Origin of the sequence: Mesorhizobium sp. C416B (assembly GCF_030323165.1) — a bacterium.
In the GTDB taxonomy this organism is placed as follows: domain Bacteria; phylum Pseudomonadota; class Alphaproteobacteria; order Rhizobiales; family Rhizobiaceae; genus Mesorhizobium.
Window position 1 is genome coordinate 6,421,520 of the sequence record NZ_CP100471.1, and the last position, 15,299, is coordinate 6,436,818.

The following is a 15,299-nucleotide window of genomic DNA, read 5'->3' on the forward strand; positions in this document are numbered from 1 at the left end:
TAAATCGAACCGGGTAGAAAAAAACCATAAAAGTCTTTATTTTTAATCGCTTGGTACGACCGCTTCCACAAAGCATCTGCCGCCTTGGTGTATCTCAAGTGGTAGCAGCGGTGTATCTCTCGGTCAAGCCCGGTTTGCCAGTCGGTGGGCACTGTTGCACAGCCAGCGTTTGATCTCTTGATGGTACCTAAACAGCCCCTATGATGGCGCTCGCTGGTCCCTCCAGCGTAGGGGAGGCCACCACAGCATGACGCCGCAAACCTTCATCGCCAAGTGGCAGAACTCTCAGTTGAAGGAGCGGGCAGCCGCCCAGGAACACTTCCTGGATCTTTGCCATATGCTCGGGGAGCCCACGCCCGCCGACGCGGACCCGACAGGCCAAGACTATGGCTTTGAGGTCGGCGCTTCCAAGACAACGGGCGGCAATGGGTTCGCTGACGTCTTCAAGCGCAACCACTTCGGATGGGAATACAAAGGCACCAAAGCCAACCTCGACACCGCGTTTGCGCAACTTCAACGGTACGCGGTTGCTCTCGACAACCCGCCCCTGCTTATCGTGTCTGACATTGGCACCTCCATCCGTATCCACACCAACTGGACCAACTCCGTTTCCAAGACATACGAAATCGCCATCTCCGATCTGGGCGACGCCGAAAAACGCGGTTGGCTGAAATCGGCCTTATCTGATCCCGAGGCTCTGCGCCCAACAAAGACCCGCCAAGAGTTGACTGAAGAGGTGGCTGGCGAGTTCGCGCAACTTGCTCGCTCATTGAGTGATCGCGGCTACATCCCTGAGCGGATAGCCCATTTCATCAACCGACTGGTCTTCTGCATGTTCGCGGAGGACGTGAAGCTCCTCCCGGATATGATTTTTACCCGGATGTTGGACCGTGCGCTGGAGGACCCGACCGAATTTGAAGGGTTTGCCCGTGTCCTGTTCGTCGCGATGAAATCCGGTGGTCACATCGGTTTTGAGAAAGTCGCGTGGTTCAATGGTGGGTTGTTCGATGATGATCTTGTATTCCCGCTGACCAAGGACGAGATCAAACTGGTCCACCGTGCGGCATCACAGTACTGGGGCGACATCGACCCCTCCATCCTTGGCACGCTCTTTGAGCGGGGCCTTGACCCCGACAAACGCGGCCAACTCGGCGCACACTATACTGACCGCGAGAAGATCATGATGATCATCAACCCGGTGATCGTCGAGCCGCTGTCCGCCGAGTGGGAAAGGGCCAAGAGTGCGATCTTTGGTTTAATGACCCGGGCCGGGCAATCCAAGGGCGCGCCCGCCACGCGCTATAGAAACATAGCACAAGGCTTCCTTGACAGGCACTTGAAGCGGCTCGCTGGGTATCGTGTCCTGGACCCCGCTTGTGGATCTGGAAACTTCTTGTACCTCGCCCTGAGGGCATTGAAGGATCTTGAACACAAGGCGCAGGTTGAAGCCGAAGCAATGGGCCTGCCACGGGCATTTCCACAGATCGGCCCTGAGGTCGTTAGAGGTATCGAACTAAATCCGTATGCGGCTGAACTCGCCCGCGTGTCGGTCTGGATTGGCGAGATACAGTGGATGCTCAAGAACGGATTTGCTGCCAGCCAGAACCCGGTCTTGAAACCTCTCGAAACCATCGAATGCCGGGATGCGCTGATGACGTGGGTTTCGGACGGGGGCGCGGAGGGAGGGCACTGGGAAGAGGCGGAGTGGCCCGTTGCAGACGCCATCATTGGAAACCCACCCTTTCTTGGCGACCGTCGTATGAAGCCTGAATTGGGGGCGCCGTATGTTGGTCAGTTGAGGTCGATTTTCAGTGGAACTGTGAGAGGCGGAGCCGACCTTGTTTGCTACTGGTTCGCCAAGGCTTGGAACGCCGCGCAGGTTCAGTCAGTTAAGGTTGGCTTGGTTGCCACCAACTCTATTCGGGGTGGTGCGAACCGAGAAGTTCTAAAAAGGATACTCGATGGTGGGCAGATATTTAATGCCTACTCCGACGAAGAGTGGACGGTCGAGGGCGCGGCGGTCCGTGTCTCTATTGTTTGCTTTCAATCACAGGCTGTTCATCCTGTGTGTCTCGATGGCAGGTTCGTAAATTCGATCTACTCCGATCTCACGGGCGATGATGGGGGCGCTGACCTAACGAAGTCGCTGCGCCTGAGTGAGAATGAGGGCAGGGCCTTTCAAGGAATAATCAGCTACGGGCCTTTTCAGGTGACCGGGAGTATGGCGCGAAGCTTTCTCCTCGAGCCGACAAATCCAGATGGTTCGAGAAATGCCGATGTGGTCCGGCCTTGGATAAACGGGAAGGATATAGCGGCCCGGGACACCGACAACTGGATTATCTTCTTTCCTTCGGCCATTGGAGCCGAGCAAGCGTCATTGTACGCTGCGCCATTTGAATACTTAGAGAAAGTAGTTCGGCCATATCGAGAGGAAAGAAATATAAATAACGGATGGTGGACACTTTGGAGAAGTCGTGGCGAGCTGTTTGCAGCCATTTCTGGTATGAAACGATACATCGTCACAGTGCGGCATGCTAAATATCGGCTTTTCCGCTTCGTCAGCGCCTTAGTAGTTCCGGATGCAGCTTTGATCGCCATCTCCCGCGATGACTATACCAGTTTCGGGGTCCTCCATTCCAGACATCATGAACTGTGGGCGCTTCGGATGGGGTCTTCTCTCGAAGATCGTCCTCGCTACACACCCACGACAACCTTCGAGACATTCCCATTTCCCGCAGGGCTAAGCCCGAACCTCTCGGCGGATGCGTATGCGACGGCTGCTCATGCCATTACCATTGCCGAAGCAGCCCGGCGCCTCGACGAACTTCGTGAGAACTGGCTCAATCCTCCCGATCTTGTGCGAAGGGAACCCGAGGTGGTCCCGGGGTATCCCGATCGCATCTTGCCGGTAGACGAGAAGGCCGCCGAGAAGCTAAGCACGCGCACCCTAACGAACCTCTACAACGAACGACCGGCATGGCTCCAGCACGCTCACAAGGCGCTGGATGATGCCGTGGCAGCGGCTTATGGATGGCCCGCCAACCTGTCCGATGACGATGTTCTGGCCCGTCTGTTCGCGCTCAATCAGGAGCGGGCTTCCGCTCAGGTCGACAAAGCCCAAACCAAACAGTGAAGGTGTTCACGTGGGGTGGGGCGGCAACAAGGGAATGACTGGCAAGCGAGAGTGCTGGATTAGAAGTTCGCAAGCTTGTTCGACGTCGCGACCGATGTAGTGCAGGACACGGCCCCTCGATCTCGGATAAGCGTGCAACTCCGTCGCGCCGTTGTCGCTTCCCCATTTTTTATGCGTTCCTGACGACATCTTATGAACCAGCTTCGCAGCTTGGACGCGCTTGAACTCGGTCTTGCGCTCAGCCTGGGGATCGTCGCGGATAATCATCTCGACAGCGAGCGCGGCCGCGACGACGCGACAGGGGTCTATCTTCGCCTTGCGTAGCCTCGCCCAGGCTGCTCGCGCACGATCGTCAGGTGACAGCCCGCGAAGCCTGAACGCCTCCACATGAGGCCCAGCGGCCCTGTACAACGTCTCCACGCGCTCGATGGCATTCGTGACCCATAAGTTGTCCGCGTTCGCCTCAAGCCAAGCGAGGGCAGCCTTGCGATAAGGTGTGATCTCCTTGGCGGTGTAGGATCGTTTGTAAGCGCTGCCGTGACGGGCAAGGTGGTCCGAGTGCGAGCGACAGAACCGGGTGTCCAGACCGTCTTCTGTGGCCGCACGGGCAGGCTTACCGCAGCCCACAACGCGGCAGCGTGTGAACATATGGCTTGGCTCAGCAGCTCTGGCTTTGACCTCGTTCTTGCGCTCTCGCTTCTTGGTCCAATTCGTCAATCTCGGGTCCCTCTTAGGTGTGCCCTGGGTTTCCCTTAAGGGTACCGAGCAGTGGGGTGAACGGCTACCTGAGTGAGATCAAGGGTAACCTGACATGCAGATGAAGGTTGATAGGACCTGTGCAGGAAAGAAGTCCCATCCCTCAGCCTTCAACCGTAACAGTGCCCTCAACATGGGCATGGACCCTGAACACAGTGAGCATAACTTCCTTAGTCACCAGCACCTTAGAGGATGGAACCATCACCGCGTCATGGATCGGAAGTGCGACAATCCCCTCGGCGCGAAGGCTAAGGAGAACGTCCACAAGAATGCTGCTCTCAATGAACTGCGCGTCGTGGCCAAGACCCCTGTGGAAATGATCCTTGATCAATGGGTGCTTGGCTTCGATGGCGTCGACCACCTCGCCGATCTTGTCGGTCTTGCGAAACAGCGTCTTGGTGCCCTTGGGGAAGCGGTCTGGCCGGGCCTCAGCGAATATCATGGCGCTCATCACCTTCTTGATCCCATCTCGCCGTTGGTTGTAACCAGCCATCGAATAGAGGTCGCCGGTGGCTGGGAGGTGGCCTGCCATACCGTAGAGGATGCGTGCGCCCACTTGACCGTAATCCAGCTCCACGGCCTTCTCGCCCGCGATCTTGAGACCTTGCCGTCGCTCGTGCTTCCGTAGCTGCTGCCAGAAGCCTCCGAACATTCTGCCGCCACTGTCGAACCGCGCCTGGGTGAAGATGCGACGTAAGCGCCTGTCTCGGATATCGAAAGCGGTGTGTGGCCCGAGAATGCCCAGAGGATCATACCTCAGGTCGGCCGCCGCCAGCCACTGATTGATCTTCTCAAGCTCGTGGCGATAACGCTCTGTGGTGGGGGTGTCCGCATACTGCTCCAGTCCCCCTTCATCCCAATAATCATCAGCATCCTTCACCCGCTTGAGAATGATGGTTTCGCCGTGAGGATGTTCGTCGAGGTCGCCAGTCTCGATGTCGCCGTCATCCATTCGCGACAGTAGCGTCGGACCCGGTCGGATAACCGTCGATTTGGAAGCGCCAGGTATCGCAGGGGCCGTGTCCTGACGGACATAACCCAGCTCGGGCTTGGCGAGGAGATCCAAGATGCGCGGAAATACCTTGCTATAAGCTCGTGGCCTATACCGGCTCTTCGTCCCTAAGTGCCTGTTGGAGCGGGTGACGTAAATTCCCTCGGGATAGTCCACGAGGTGATGATGCATGAGGTCGGAAAGGATCGCGTCTACAGTCAGGTCGAAGGTTTCTTGGTCTGCCGCCCGGCGCTTGTTCCTCGTCAGCCCTGAACGATGTTCGTAGTTCAGGAGCAACCTGATGGCTTCCGCTACGATGCCCTTAGCGTTGTCCGATGAAGCGAACCGATAGGCATTGAGAGGACGATCGCGTTCGTCATCTTCGTCATCTGATGTCGCGATAAGCGAGGCGATCTGATCCAACTGCAATCTTCCAATTCTTCAAAATGACCACCCCGCTCCCACAGCCACACAGAGGGCCACGGGCGGTCATGAGGTCGGGCAGGGGAAAGGGGGCTCGGCAGCGCCTCGCGGGTCTGAGCGCGCGCCTATGGCGGCCTGTCACCGGTTGCCGTTGGCCAGCGGGATACCGCAAGTCAGGCGGCTTGGCTATCCGAGGGACAGAGGCAAAAGCGCACGGGCTGTGCCTCACCCCGGTGTAGTGATAGGCTGGGCTTCGACCCTATTTGTCGGACGCAGCGCATCGGGGTCTGTGAGGCCGGGGGCATTCACTGTGGAACCCGAGGACCTGAAGTCCCGCATCGAGATTGCGCTGGCCGGCGGTCGCCTGAGCCAATGGCAACGACATTTCCTCATCGACATTCACGCCCGTCTGGAGAAGTACGGCTCCGACACGCGGCTGACCGACAAGCAGAGCGCCAAGCTCTTTGAGGCCATCGGCTACGCACCACCAGTCAGCCAGGCACCGCCGCCGCCACGCTCTACCGGCCCTCGGTCGACCCAGTGGAGGCCGCGCCGCCGTCGAAGCCCACTTGCGCGTGAGGCCCGCTATCTGGCCGGTCGATTTGCCAGAGCCTTTGGCTTCGCACTGGCATTAGTCGTGGGGGGCTGATCTACTCTTACGTTACCGGAGCCCGCCACATGCCTTCTTCAAGCGGTTGGGCCTCCGGGTCACCCGACACCGAAATCACCACAGCCACGCCGTTGACGAGGAGCCAGTTCACGATCACGGACGGTGATACCATTCGGCTTATTGGTGCCGCGAAAGGGACCCGGCTGGTCGGCTTCAACGCTCCCGAGAGCATCGAGCCAAGGTGCGACGCTGAGGCAGACCTTGGGCGTCGAGCGAAGGCACGCCTCAAAGAGTTGGTTGCCAACGCGAAGCTGGAGCTGAAGATGGTACCCTGTTCTTGCCCGGCAGGCACTGAGGGCACCGGCAAGTGCAATTACGGGCGAAGTTGCGGCTCACTCTTTGCCGATGGCCAAGATGTGGGCGACGTATTGGTGTCGGAGGGGCTGGCCGTCCCGTTCGCCTGCGGCTCTACAAGCTGTCCGCCAACGCCCCGCCCTTGGTGCGGATAAGACGCCTTCACCTCACCCTCCGGCGGTGTCGGCCCCTTCGAGGCGCTTCGCCAGCTTTGCGAGCGTCGAGCGCGAACAGTTGGTGGCTCGCACAATGGTGTTCCAGCTCTGGCCCTTCCGCAGCATGTCCATGATCGCCTCGTTGCGGTCCGCGTCCTCGGGCCGGCCCTTCATGCGCCCTTCAGCCTTCGCCTTGGCGATCCCCTGAGCCTGCCTGCGGCGTCGGTCGTCGTAGTCCTTGCGGGCGATGGCGGCGAGCATGTCGAGCAGCATCCCGTTGATCGCGTCGAACATCCGCCCGGTGAAGGCGTCCTCGGTCTTCAGCATCATGTGCGAGGTCGGCAAGTCCAGCGCCACGACCTTGACCTCTCGGTCCTTGATCTCGCGCTTGAGCTGGTCCCAGTCCTTGTCCGACAGTCGGCTGAGGCGGTCGACCTGTTCAGTCAGCAGGATGTCGCCGGGCTTGCTGTCCCTGAGCAGCCGGAACAGCTCCGGCCTGTGCAGTGAAGCCCCGCTCTCGTTCTCCTCGTAGGTGGCGGCGATGGTCAGCCCTCGTTCCCTGCAGAACGCTTCAAGGTCCCCTCGCGCGCGCCCTGCGTCCTGTTCCTTGGTCGAGGCCCTGAGGTAGGCTCGGATGAATGACATAGCGCGCGCTCCAGTTCGGTTTGAATGGTTCGCTAATAGATGGTTCGCTTAGGGTCGTCAAGTGGCATTTATCGGACCAGCCTCAACCCGGTTCGGCAGCAGCACACCCGATGATACCGGCCAACGAAGTATATGGTCCCTGATCGTTAGATGGTTCCCCCTTTTGGACGCGGCGCGTAGCTGGACCGCAGCTTAACTACAGGCTGTGCCATGCATTCACGGTACTCGTCGTCATCGTACTCGTGTTCATGTCGACAGGTGGCGGTCCTGCTCGTCGGGCTGCTATCGTCGAGACAAGCTGCGTAATCGTTGTAGTTGTCGTGGAGCGCAAGGCAGAGAGCCGCCGCCTTCTCCTGCACAAGTCCGACTTCCACGATGCACCGGGCGCGTAGTTCGGCCACCCTTTTGAGGTCGGGAAGCAATATCGGCTGTTCGAAGTCGACACCGACTGCCTGTGCAGCTTTAATTTGGCAGGCGTACACTTGAGCCATCGTTTGCTTCCAGTAGGATGGATCGCTCTGTCCGCACCCGCTTAGAAGCACGGCGATGAGAATAAGTGCATTTCGCATCAAGACGGGACCCCCTTTTGCCTATCATAGGCGGCGTCCCCTAAAGCGAGACCAGAGAGGTGGCAAGGGGGGTCGGCGCGCGTGCCTGTTATCCGATCACCCGCTCGCATTTTTGCACCAAATATTCCCAACCCCTAATGTTCGCCCTATGATCCCCTCATGGCAACTCTGCGGTACGACGTCAGGCGGGAACAGGATGGAACGTTGACGGTGTTCGACGTGTTCACCGGGCAGCCGGCTATTGTAGCTGGGCACCCATCTGTCGATCTTCCCGACACGGAGTACGCCAAGGAGCTGGCGGACATCCTGAATGCCAACGACCTGAAGCAGAGGCTGTCCCACGGAAGGTTCCCCGGAGGGTTCGCCTGATAGCACTCAGGTGCCGCGCTGGGCCTCAAATCATCGCTGGCTCGCAGCGAAAAAAGCTCTTGACAATGCATCTAAGTGGACGTTGGTAACCTATTCGTCGCCGGCTGAGGATATAGGCGCTGGCGAGTGGGAAGGGTCTTCAACCTCCTGCCCCTCACGAGGGTTAGACGATGGGCAGCCAATCGGTGTTGTCGGTTGTCGTTTTGGAAGACGAGCCGCTAATTGCGCTCGACGTCGAAGACACATTGTGTGATGCCGGCTTCAATGTCTTGGCAGTCCTGCCATCTTGCTCTCAGGCTCTTAAGTGGCTGCAATCAAATTCCCCCGATGTAGCCGTCCTTGATATCGAGCTGAATGATGGAAGTTGCGAGGACATAGCCAGGCTCCTTTATGAGCGGGATATCCCGTTTGTTGTCCATTCGGGAAGCGTGTTCGATCCTCGCTACTACGCCGCGATCTTTCAAAAGGGAACTTGGGTATCAAAGCCAGCTGCGGACGGTGATGTGACTAATGCAGTGGCCGCTTGTGTCAGAAGACGGTCCGCCGCATGACGGATATGGCACTCAATTGGTTCACCCCAGCAGTCCCCATTAGGGAACCCCTAGGTCTCCGCTACAACGTCTCTTCGGTCGAGGCAGCCGGCGCGCAGCTCCTAAGGTTCACCAAGAGGGGCGCTCATTGGCGACGTGCGGTCCAGGTTTGCGTGGCCTTCAGGAAGCATAGGGCGTCAGCTCAAGAGGTCCAAAGGCTCTTCTGGCTGGCTGCCAAGGAGGAGGGGGTCCTGCTCTCCGATTAACAAATGTTAATTTGGCGGGAACAATTCGCCGCCTCGTGCGTTGGGCGGCTCCAGTGTTCGACAAACAGGTCGGCCCATGTCATCCATCGTCGTCCTGCTTGTTGAGGATGAGAGTATGATCCTCTTGGATGTTGAGCACTCACTAGTCGACGCTGGTTTCGAGGTGGTCTCTGCGACGAAGGGGGCAGATGCAATACGGGCTTTCAACGACGACCCTGAGCGCATTGAAGCCATAGTCACAGACATAAGACTGGGCGCGGGACCTACTGGTTGGGACGTCGCCCGGCACACTCGGAGTGTCAATCCCAATCTACCTGTCATCTACGTGAGCGGAGATGGTGCGGACGATTGGCCCTCGCTCGGGGTGCCCAACAGCATCATGATCACCAAGCCGTTCGTCATGCCCCAGATCATTACTGGGCTCTCGAACCTACTGAATGAGGGTGGTCCAACTTCCTCCTGACTACCCTGGCCATCCAAGGCACCCCTCGGCTGCACCTCCCGGGAGAACTGCTCGGGCGCTGAGGGATGCTCTCAGCCAATGCTCCATCACTCCATGTCGGGTACTTCGCCACCCACAAACAGCGTTGTCGGCTCCCCATATTCCCCCAGCGCCGGGTTCGCATCACGCGACCACGCAATGACCCCGGCATGTTTCCCCGCCAAGCCCTTCGCGGTCCTTATTGCCCGGTCCTCCGTCTGCTGCTCGGCTGGCCCATAGACAGGCTGGAGGTCGCCGGTCTCATCGCGATCAAACGCGGTCACTACAATTAGCTTAGGGGCCTTCTGCTGGGGAAGAATATGGTCTGACATCTTGATGCCTTCCGTTGGCCGTTAGTCGGTCCCGCGCTTCCGTCTATGCCACCCCCGTCTGAAGCCATAGCTCACCGCAGGAGCCCAGAGAGCCACCTCACGCTCCAATGAGGCGTTGATTACGAGGAGCGCCTTCACTGCTTCTCGCGCATCCCCGCCGCAAGTCGCAATGACCTCATCGGCGGCAAGCTCCCAGTCCATCGCGGGAGGATCGACTGGCCGTTGCTCGGCTGGCATTGCTCTGCCTCATAGGTATGTCTCACCGCGATGCTCAAAGCAGAACCAATGCGACGCCTGCTTTGGCTTCGGAAACCCCAGCCGGCATCCTTGCCGCAGCCAGGGCGCACGCACCAATGATGTTGGATGCCGGGTGCCGTGATGTGTTCTGGCCTTGGAAGGCTGATTTCGTCACGCACGATGAGGTCCACTGCGGCTACTCCAAAACTCGCAATGCTCACAGTGAACAAAATAGGAACAAAACTGTCAAGGGACGAATTGACGGAAGCGCATTGATCTTCTGCAAGCGACGTTGGCAGCGCGCCCGTTCGTCTCGTATGGTAAGCGAAACAATCGAGAGTTTGATCACCAATGCCTTTTGAGTTCACAATCCGGAGCCCTAACGGCCCAACCCCTTTCGTCATGCAGCCAGCCACCTCCCTAATCTTTGTTGGCTCAAACGGGGGAGGGAAGACGCGCCTCGCCGTCGAAATAGAGAACCAACTTCGGCTGCGCGCGCATCGTATTTCCGCACATAGGGCACTCTCGCTGAACCCCACGGTCGCCAAAATACCCGAAGAGGTAGCATTGTTGGGGCTTCGGACAGGCCATTCTGGTACAGGTGCGAGCTTTGATAACCGTGTAGGAAGTCGCTGGCATGGGGACATGGCAACTGGGCTCCTCAATGACTTCGACGTTCTGCTTCAGGCCCTTTTTGCCGATCAGATGAATAAGACGCTGCGTACCCACCAAAAGGTCAGAGCCGGTGATACATCTCCGGCCGAGATGACGAAGTTCGAGCTTCTTGCTGACATTTGGCAGCGACTTCTTCCTAACCGCAGGCTCGTGATCTCCGGTGATGACATTCGAGTTCAGGTCGCGGGATCGGGTACCGGATACAGCGCTAAGGACATGAGCGATGGCGAGCGCTCGGTGTTCTACATGATTGGCCAAGTTCTGGCCGCCGACCCGGACCTACTTCTGATCTTTGACGAGCCGGAGCTTCATGTTCATAGATCCATCATGGCCAAACTATGGGACGAGCTTGAGGCTGCGCGGCCGGATTGCGCATTCATTTTCATCACGCATGATCTCGAGTTTGCCGCGTCTCGCATCGCCGGAAAATTCCTAATCCGCGACTATGACCCCACGGCCGGTTGGACAATCGAACCAGTGCCAGAGGATACTGGTTTTGATGAGGAAATTGCGACGCTTATCCTCGGGAGCCGACGTGCAATTCTGTTTGTCGAAGGCAGCAAAACCAGTCTCGACACCGCTGTTTTTCGCTGTTGCTATCCGGAATGGACTGTCATTCCACGCGGTTCTTGCGAAGAAGTAGTTCATTCCGTCGTCACAATGAGGGCCAATGCGCATCTTACCCGGGTGACCTGTTCGGGGATCGTCGATGCCGACGACTATTCTGCGGAAGAGATTACGAGGTTAGGCGACCTTGGCGTCGCGGTATTGCCTGTCTCGGAGATTGAGAACCTCTTCCTACTGCCAGACATTGGACGCACGATCGCGCTGCACGAAGGCTACCGGGGCGCCGACCTCAACGATCGGCTCGATACATTTCGGCAAGCTGTCATCGCCGACGTCACCCCCGCATCGGCGGCAAGCGCTGTCGCGCGGTACTGCCGCAGGCGAATAGACCGAACGTTGAAGAAGATTGATCTCAGCGGCGCAAGCACGGTTGCGGACATTGCCGCCGAATATGCTGCGAAGACATCTGCATTGGATGTGGCGGCAATCGGAGCGGCGGCGACTGCCCGCATCAACGCCGCTATCGCAGGTCAGGATTTAGCCGAGCTGGCCAAGCACTATGACAACAAGGGACTGATGGCCCTTGTAGCCAGACATCTCAAGAACACCCCATTGGGTGAGTTCGAAATGTGGCTGACACGCGCTCTGCGCAACAACCTCGTTCCCGAACTCACGCGGGCCTTACGCCGAGTTCTTCCAGAAATTCGTGCTCGATGAATAGGTGATCGTGGGAAGCCAGGCAGGAGCGCTTCTTTGCTTCGAGCAACAAGTTGGGCACGTCCGGCGTTGAATACGTCAGGCCATTCCCTTCTCAAGTGCCCGTCTGGCCACCTCAAGCCGAACCTGGTCGCCCCCATAATCCTCGCCAACGCTGCCCGAGGAGTGCCCAAGGACTATGTCTTGGTCTGACTTGGGGACGCCGGCCAGTCGTAAACGGTCCTTCATCAGGTGGCGAAGGGAATGGGTAGTGGCCTTTGGGTCAGACACGCAGCCGCGGACATGCTTGCCGAGGGCTGCGGAGGCGGACGCGGGACCACGCGGCCGGCCATAAGCAGGGAACAGCATTGCGGCTTTGCCGGCGGCTTTGACAGCTTCCTTTGCGGCCTCAAGAGCGTCGCCGATCAGAGGGACGTTGCGCCGCGACACCTTATTCTTGATACGTCTGTCGTCATGCCACTCGACCGTGATGTGCGGAATGGCATCATCAAGGTAAACGTCCGCGACACGAAGGCCCGAGACCTCAGCGAGGCGGCACCCGGTTCCATTTAGAATTGTCCAAATGTGCCTAAGGTCCGTCTTGGCATGGTAGGCAATGCGCGCCGTTATGGCTGCAACCTCATCCAGGGTGAATGGCCGACGCTTGTCCTTGTCGGGCTCTGCCCTGTCTTTCGGTGCAGCCTCCAAGTTCATAAAGGGGTTGGTGGCGCCAGCTAAGTCAAATTCCCTTATGGCGTGGTTGATGACGGCGCGGACCACGTTCAGGTAGCGGTCAACGGAAGACGCCTTGCGCCCATCGAGCATGTGATCGCGAACGTCCTTGGCGTCCTCGCGCTTGAGGCTTGCCAGCTTGCGGTCCTTGCCGAGTGCCTCCACGACAAGCTTGAAGACCCGCTCAAGCTCCATCTGCTTCGTCTCGTCGTCCCCAACTCTCTCCTTAAGATAGAGCCTCTTGGCGTCCTCCAGGGTCGGGGCTGGCGTACCCGATGAGTTCAGCAGCAACGCGCGCGCCAATGCGGTGTCCGCTTCGGTTGGGCGGAAATCGGGGAGGTCGTCGTTATCGTCATCGTCGTCCTCGACCTTGTCGAAATCTGGAACGTACTTGCGGACAAGCGCCTCGACGGCCTTCATTCTGGCCTGCCAGTCCGTGTCATGTTCGATCTCGTGGAGAGACGGGAGGTCACGGTCTTGGCGGAAGCCCATCTTGCGGGCAGCGGCTATACCCTCGCGGAAGTGACCCCATTCCGTTGGGGCAGGCCCATTGGCGCGCTTGATCGCATCGGCCAAGAGCTTCTCAGCCTCAGCGTGAACTCTCGGATATTTCCTAAGCGCCTCCTGCTCGGTGGCCCCAAGCGGCACGAGGTGTTCTCGCTTGCCCAAAACGGTCCAAAGTTCTTCAGGGATTTTGCGCCTGTAGCGCCATCCGGCTTTGCCGCGTTTCTGTATATGCTGCACGTCAATCTTCATGCTCAGGGTACCCCGCAGTGTATCGCACGGTGTATCTCTGGGGAAGCGGAAACCCTTGCAATCCTTGGGTTCCAAGACATTTCTGGTGATAGTGGCTCCCCGGGCCGGATTCGAACCAGCGACCAACCGGTTAACAGCCGGTTGCTCTACCACTGAGCTACCGGGGAATAGAGGCTCTCATGTGAGTGGCGCAGCCTATAGCAAACCCTTTTCGGCTTTGCAAAGAAGCATTTCGCATTTTTTAGCGCATTTTCACCCAATGGTTTCTGGCAATCGCCGGATGACACCACATATGAGCCGTCTTGGGCGCCGTCGGACCTTGGTCGGCGGAACCTGAAAGGCGATTGCAGCCTTTAGCGCATATGGCTTTATCGAAGGCAACCGGATCGACTTTCGACATGACTGCAGCAGACGAAAACCAGGCACCGGCGCGGAAAATCTCGGTGTTCGGGCGCGAGTTCACCATGCCGCGCTCGCGCGGGCTGAGGATCGCCATCGGTATCGTGCTGGTGTTTTTCGGCCTTCTCGGTTTCCTGCCGATTCTCGGCTTCTGGATGATTCCGCTCGGCCTTTTGGTGCTTTCCTACGAATTTGCCGCGGTGCGCCGCCTGCGGCGCCGGTTCGTCGTCTGGTGGGAACGGCGTCGCCGGCCAAATTGAAAGCGATGGCGCGCTGTCCCGGTTCAGCGGACGCTTCGCTTCCAGCCCCTCGCAGACCTTCCCCTCGAATATCTCCTTGAGAACGGCAGCCCTGGTGTCAGCCGCGCGTTTACGGTGGAAGCCGGTTTGCTCCCGCTGCGTAAAGCTGCGGGTTCGATTTTCGCCGGTCGCGCAGCCATGCTTGAGGAGCGGCCAATATGCCGGTGCGCCAAGCGCTGAAACCGCTCGGGAACCACGTTGCGGCGGCTGATGAGGAAAGCGCGCCGGAATGCCGCGCGGACGCTTGACGACCTTTCGCTGCCACCATATTGAGTTCGCTCGCCGGGAGCGATGAGGCCTCGTGGCGGAGTGGTTACGCAGAGGACTGCAAATCCTTGCACCCCGGTTCGATTCCGGGCGAGGCCTCCAATCGCTTCAACTCCCGCATGCCGGGGGCTTGAGTTCCGGTCGAATGCGCCGCAGTGTCGGCGCGACAAGCGCATTTCAGCGCATTGGCTTTGACGGATTGGTTGGGACATGAGCACTGATTTCTCCGAACTTCGCGTCAAGATGGTCGACGGCCAGGTCCGCACCACCGATGTGACCGACGCAGCATTGCTCGATGCCATGCTTGCCGTGCCGCGCGAGGCCTTTGTCGGGGCCGGCCAACAGGCTCTCGCCTATATCGACGAGGATATCCGCATCTCCGACGGCGCCGATGGCAGCGGTGCGCGCTACCTCATGGAGCCGTCGCCACTGGCCAAGCTTTTGCAGTTGGCCGAGATCGACGCCGGCGATTCGGTGCTCGATGTCGGCTGCGGCACCGGTTATTCCGCGGCGCTGCTGTCCAGGCTGGCCAAATCCGTCGTGGCGCTGGAAAGCGATACCACACTGGCGGAAGCAGCCAAAGCGGCGCTTTCGGCGCAGGGCTGCGATAACGTCACCGTGGTCACCGGCCCACTGCCGCTAGGTCATGCCGCCAAGGCGCCCTACAATGTGATTCTCATCGGCGGCAGCGTCGAGAAAGTGCCTGCGGCGCTGCTTGACCAGCTTGCCGAAGGCGGCCGGCTGGTGGCTGTGGAAGGGCAGGGCAATGCGGGCGTAGCCCGGCTCTTTTTCAATGCAGGGGGGGTTGTAACCGGAAGACGGGCATTTAATGCGGCAATTAAGCCACTACCCGGATTTGAACGCATTCATGCCTTCGAGTTCTAAGTGATTTTGCCTTGCAGCAAAGACTCTGTCATGTTGGCTTGCGATTGAACAATCGTTGCTGATTGGTTAACCGGGGTTTCGGGAGGCTGTCAGCGGGGGAACGATACATCGACGCGGCGCTGGCCGATCCCTAGGGATGGGCTGGCGTGGCGTGGTTCCCGTGCAAAACGAA

At 58.8% G+C, this 15,299-nt stretch carries 15 protein-coding genes and 2 tRNA genes; 10 read left to right on the forward strand and 7 right to left on the reverse strand.

The features are described 5' to 3' along the window. The first annotated feature begins 247 nt into the window (after positions 1-247). A complete protein-coding gene (locus tag NLY43_RS31060) occupies positions 248-3,133 on the forward strand; it encodes a class I SAM-dependent DNA methyltransferase (RefSeq protein WP_023710708.1) in 2,886 nt (961 codons plus the stop codon). A 6-nt stretch (positions 3,134-3,139) separates the two neighbouring features. Here the strand turns inward: NLY43_RS31060 and NLY43_RS31065 are convergent, their stop codons facing one another. Further along, positions 3,140-3,850, reverse strand: coding sequence for a hypothetical protein (locus tag NLY43_RS31065; RefSeq protein WP_023710707.1), 711 nt, complete (start codon positions 3,848-3,850; stop codon positions 3,140-3,142). A 142-nt stretch (positions 3,851-3,992) separates the two neighbouring features. Continuing rightward, entirely contained in the window at positions 3,993-5,303 is a 1,311-nt protein-coding gene (locus NLY43_RS31070) for a hypothetical protein (protein ID WP_023710706.1), read from the reverse strand. A 310-nt stretch (positions 5,304-5,613) separates the two neighbouring features. Between NLY43_RS31070 and NLY43_RS31075 the strand changes: the two genes are divergently transcribed. Further along, positions 5,614-5,952, forward strand: coding sequence for a hypothetical protein (locus NLY43_RS31075; RefSeq protein ID WP_286459304.1), 339 nt, complete (start codon positions 5,614-5,616; stop codon positions 5,950-5,952). A gap of 29 nt (positions 5,953-5,981) precedes the next feature. After that, positions 5,982-6,422: a thermonuclease family protein gene (locus NLY43_RS31080; RefSeq protein WP_286459306.1), complete on the forward strand. Its 441-nt coding sequence runs from the start codon at positions 5,982-5,984 to the stop codon at positions 6,420-6,422. A 12-nt stretch (positions 6,423-6,434) separates the two neighbouring features. On the opposite strand, the gene NLY43_RS31085 is transcribed toward NLY43_RS31080, so the two are convergent. Next, positions 6,435-7,067: a recombinase family protein gene (locus NLY43_RS31085; protein WP_023710704.1), complete on the reverse strand. Its 633-nt coding sequence runs from the start codon at positions 7,065-7,067 to the stop codon at positions 6,435-6,437. Positions 7,068-7,213: 146 nt separating this feature from the next. Further along, positions 7,214-7,636 (reverse strand): hypothetical protein, encoded by a 423-nt coding sequence (locus NLY43_RS31090; protein ID WP_023710703.1) that lies wholly within the window; start codon positions 7,634-7,636, stop codon positions 7,214-7,216. A gap of 204 nt (positions 7,637-7,840) precedes the next feature. Between NLY43_RS31090 and NLY43_RS31095 the strand changes: the two genes are divergently transcribed. The 3 genes from NLY43_RS31095 (at position 7,841) to NLY43_RS31105 (ending at position 9,264) form a co-directional block, all read left to right on the forward strand. Beyond that, the gene (locus NLY43_RS31095; protein WP_245263969.1) at positions 7,841-8,005 is read left to right on the forward strand and encodes a hypothetical protein; all 165 of its coding nucleotides are present in this window, start codon (positions 7,841-7,843) and stop codon (positions 8,003-8,005) included. Between the two features lie 170 nt (positions 8,006-8,175). Continuing rightward, positions 8,176-8,556 carry a response regulator gene (locus tag NLY43_RS31100; RefSeq protein WP_084561059.1) on the forward strand — a complete coding sequence of 127 codons (381 nt, stop codon included), beginning with the start codon at positions 8,176-8,178 and terminating at the stop codon, positions 8,554-8,556. 321 nt (positions 8,557-8,877) lie between these two features. Continuing rightward, positions 8,878-9,264: a response regulator gene (locus tag NLY43_RS31105; protein WP_023710699.1), complete on the forward strand. Its 387-nt coding sequence runs from the start codon at positions 8,878-8,880 to the stop codon at positions 9,262-9,264. A gap of 86 nt (positions 9,265-9,350) precedes the next feature. On the opposite strand, the gene NLY43_RS31110 is transcribed toward NLY43_RS31105, so the two are convergent. Continuing rightward, entirely contained in the window at positions 9,351-9,614 is a 264-nt protein-coding gene (locus NLY43_RS31110) for a hypothetical protein (protein WP_023710698.1), read from the reverse strand. Positions 9,615-10,496: 882 nt separating this feature from the next. Here NLY43_RS31110 and NLY43_RS31120 point away from each other — a divergent pair. Further along, positions 10,497-11,810 carry an AAA family ATPase gene (locus NLY43_RS31120; RefSeq protein ID WP_198025440.1) on the forward strand — a complete coding sequence of 438 codons (1,314 nt, stop codon included), beginning with the start codon at positions 10,497-10,499 and terminating at the stop codon, positions 11,808-11,810. 78 nt (positions 11,811-11,888) lie between these two features. Here the strand turns inward: NLY43_RS31120 and NLY43_RS31125 are convergent, their stop codons facing one another. After that, positions 11,889-13,277: a tyrosine-type recombinase/integrase gene (locus tag NLY43_RS31125; RefSeq protein ID WP_023710695.1), complete on the reverse strand. Its 1,389-nt coding sequence runs from the start codon at positions 13,275-13,277 to the stop codon at positions 11,889-11,891. 92 nt (positions 13,278-13,369) lie between these two features. Beyond that, a tRNA-Asn gene (locus NLY43_RS31130) sits at positions 13,370-13,444 on the reverse strand. 231 nt (positions 13,445-13,675) lie between these two features. On the opposite strand from NLY43_RS31130, the gene NLY43_RS31135 reads away from it, so the two are divergent. The 3 genes from NLY43_RS31135 (at position 13,676) to NLY43_RS31145 (ending at position 15,127) form a co-directional block, all read left to right on the forward strand. Next, on the forward strand, positions 13,676-13,936 hold the full coding sequence (locus NLY43_RS31135; protein WP_027050334.1) for a PGPGW domain-containing protein: 261 nt from the start codon (positions 13,676-13,678) through the stop codon (positions 13,934-13,936). A gap of 334 nt (positions 13,937-14,270) precedes the next feature. Next, positions 14,271-14,344: transfer RNA gene (locus tag NLY43_RS31140), tRNA-Cys, on the forward strand. A gap of 108 nt (positions 14,345-14,452) precedes the next feature. Then, positions 14,453-15,127, forward strand: a complete 675-nt coding sequence (locus tag NLY43_RS31145) for a protein-L-isoaspartate O-methyltransferase family protein (RefSeq protein ID WP_023710694.1) — start codon at positions 14,453-14,455, stop codon at positions 15,125-15,127. Positions 15,128-15,299 lie beyond the last annotated feature (172 nt).

Excerpts from the sequence above, each read along its gene's own strand:
- NLY43_RS31060 (WP_023710708.1), top strand. The coding sequence starts at position 248 with ATGACGCCGCAAACCTTCATCGCCAAGTGGCAGAACTCTCAGTTGAAG.
- NLY43_RS31080 (WP_286459306.1), top strand. The coding sequence starts at position 5,982 with ATGCCTTCTTCAAGCGGTTGGGCCTCCGGGTCACCCGACACCGAAATC.
- NLY43_RS31085 (WP_023710704.1), bottom strand. The coding sequence starts at position 7,067 with ATGTCATTCATCCGAGCCTACCTCAGGGCCTCGACCAAGGAACAGGAC.
- NLY43_RS31090 (WP_023710703.1), bottom strand. The coding sequence starts at position 7,636 with ATGCGAAATGCACTTATTCTCATCGCCGTGCTTCTAAGCGGGTGCGGA.
- NLY43_RS31100 (WP_084561059.1), top strand. The coding sequence starts at position 8,176 with ATGGGCAGCCAATCGGTGTTGTCGGTTGTCGTTTTGGAAGACGAGCCG.
- NLY43_RS31105 (WP_023710699.1), top strand. The coding sequence starts at position 8,878 with ATGTCATCCATCGTCGTCCTGCTTGTTGAGGATGAGAGTATGATCCTC.
- NLY43_RS31110 (WP_023710698.1), bottom strand. The coding sequence starts at position 9,614 with ATGTCAGACCATATTCTTCCCCAGCAGAAGGCCCCTAAGCTAATTGTA.
- NLY43_RS31120 (WP_198025440.1), top strand. The coding sequence starts at position 10,497 with ATGGCAACTGGGCTCCTCAATGACTTCGACGTTCTGCTTCAGGCCCTT.
- NLY43_RS31125 (WP_023710695.1), bottom strand. The coding sequence starts at position 13,277 with ATGAAGATTGACGTGCAGCATATACAGAAACGCGGCAAAGCCGGATGG.
- NLY43_RS31135 (WP_027050334.1), top strand. The coding sequence starts at position 13,676 with ATGACTGCAGCAGACGAAAACCAGGCACCGGCGCGGAAAATCTCGGTG.
- NLY43_RS31145 (WP_023710694.1), top strand. The coding sequence starts at position 14,453 with ATGAGCACTGATTTCTCCGAACTTCGCGTCAAGATGGTCGACGGCCAG.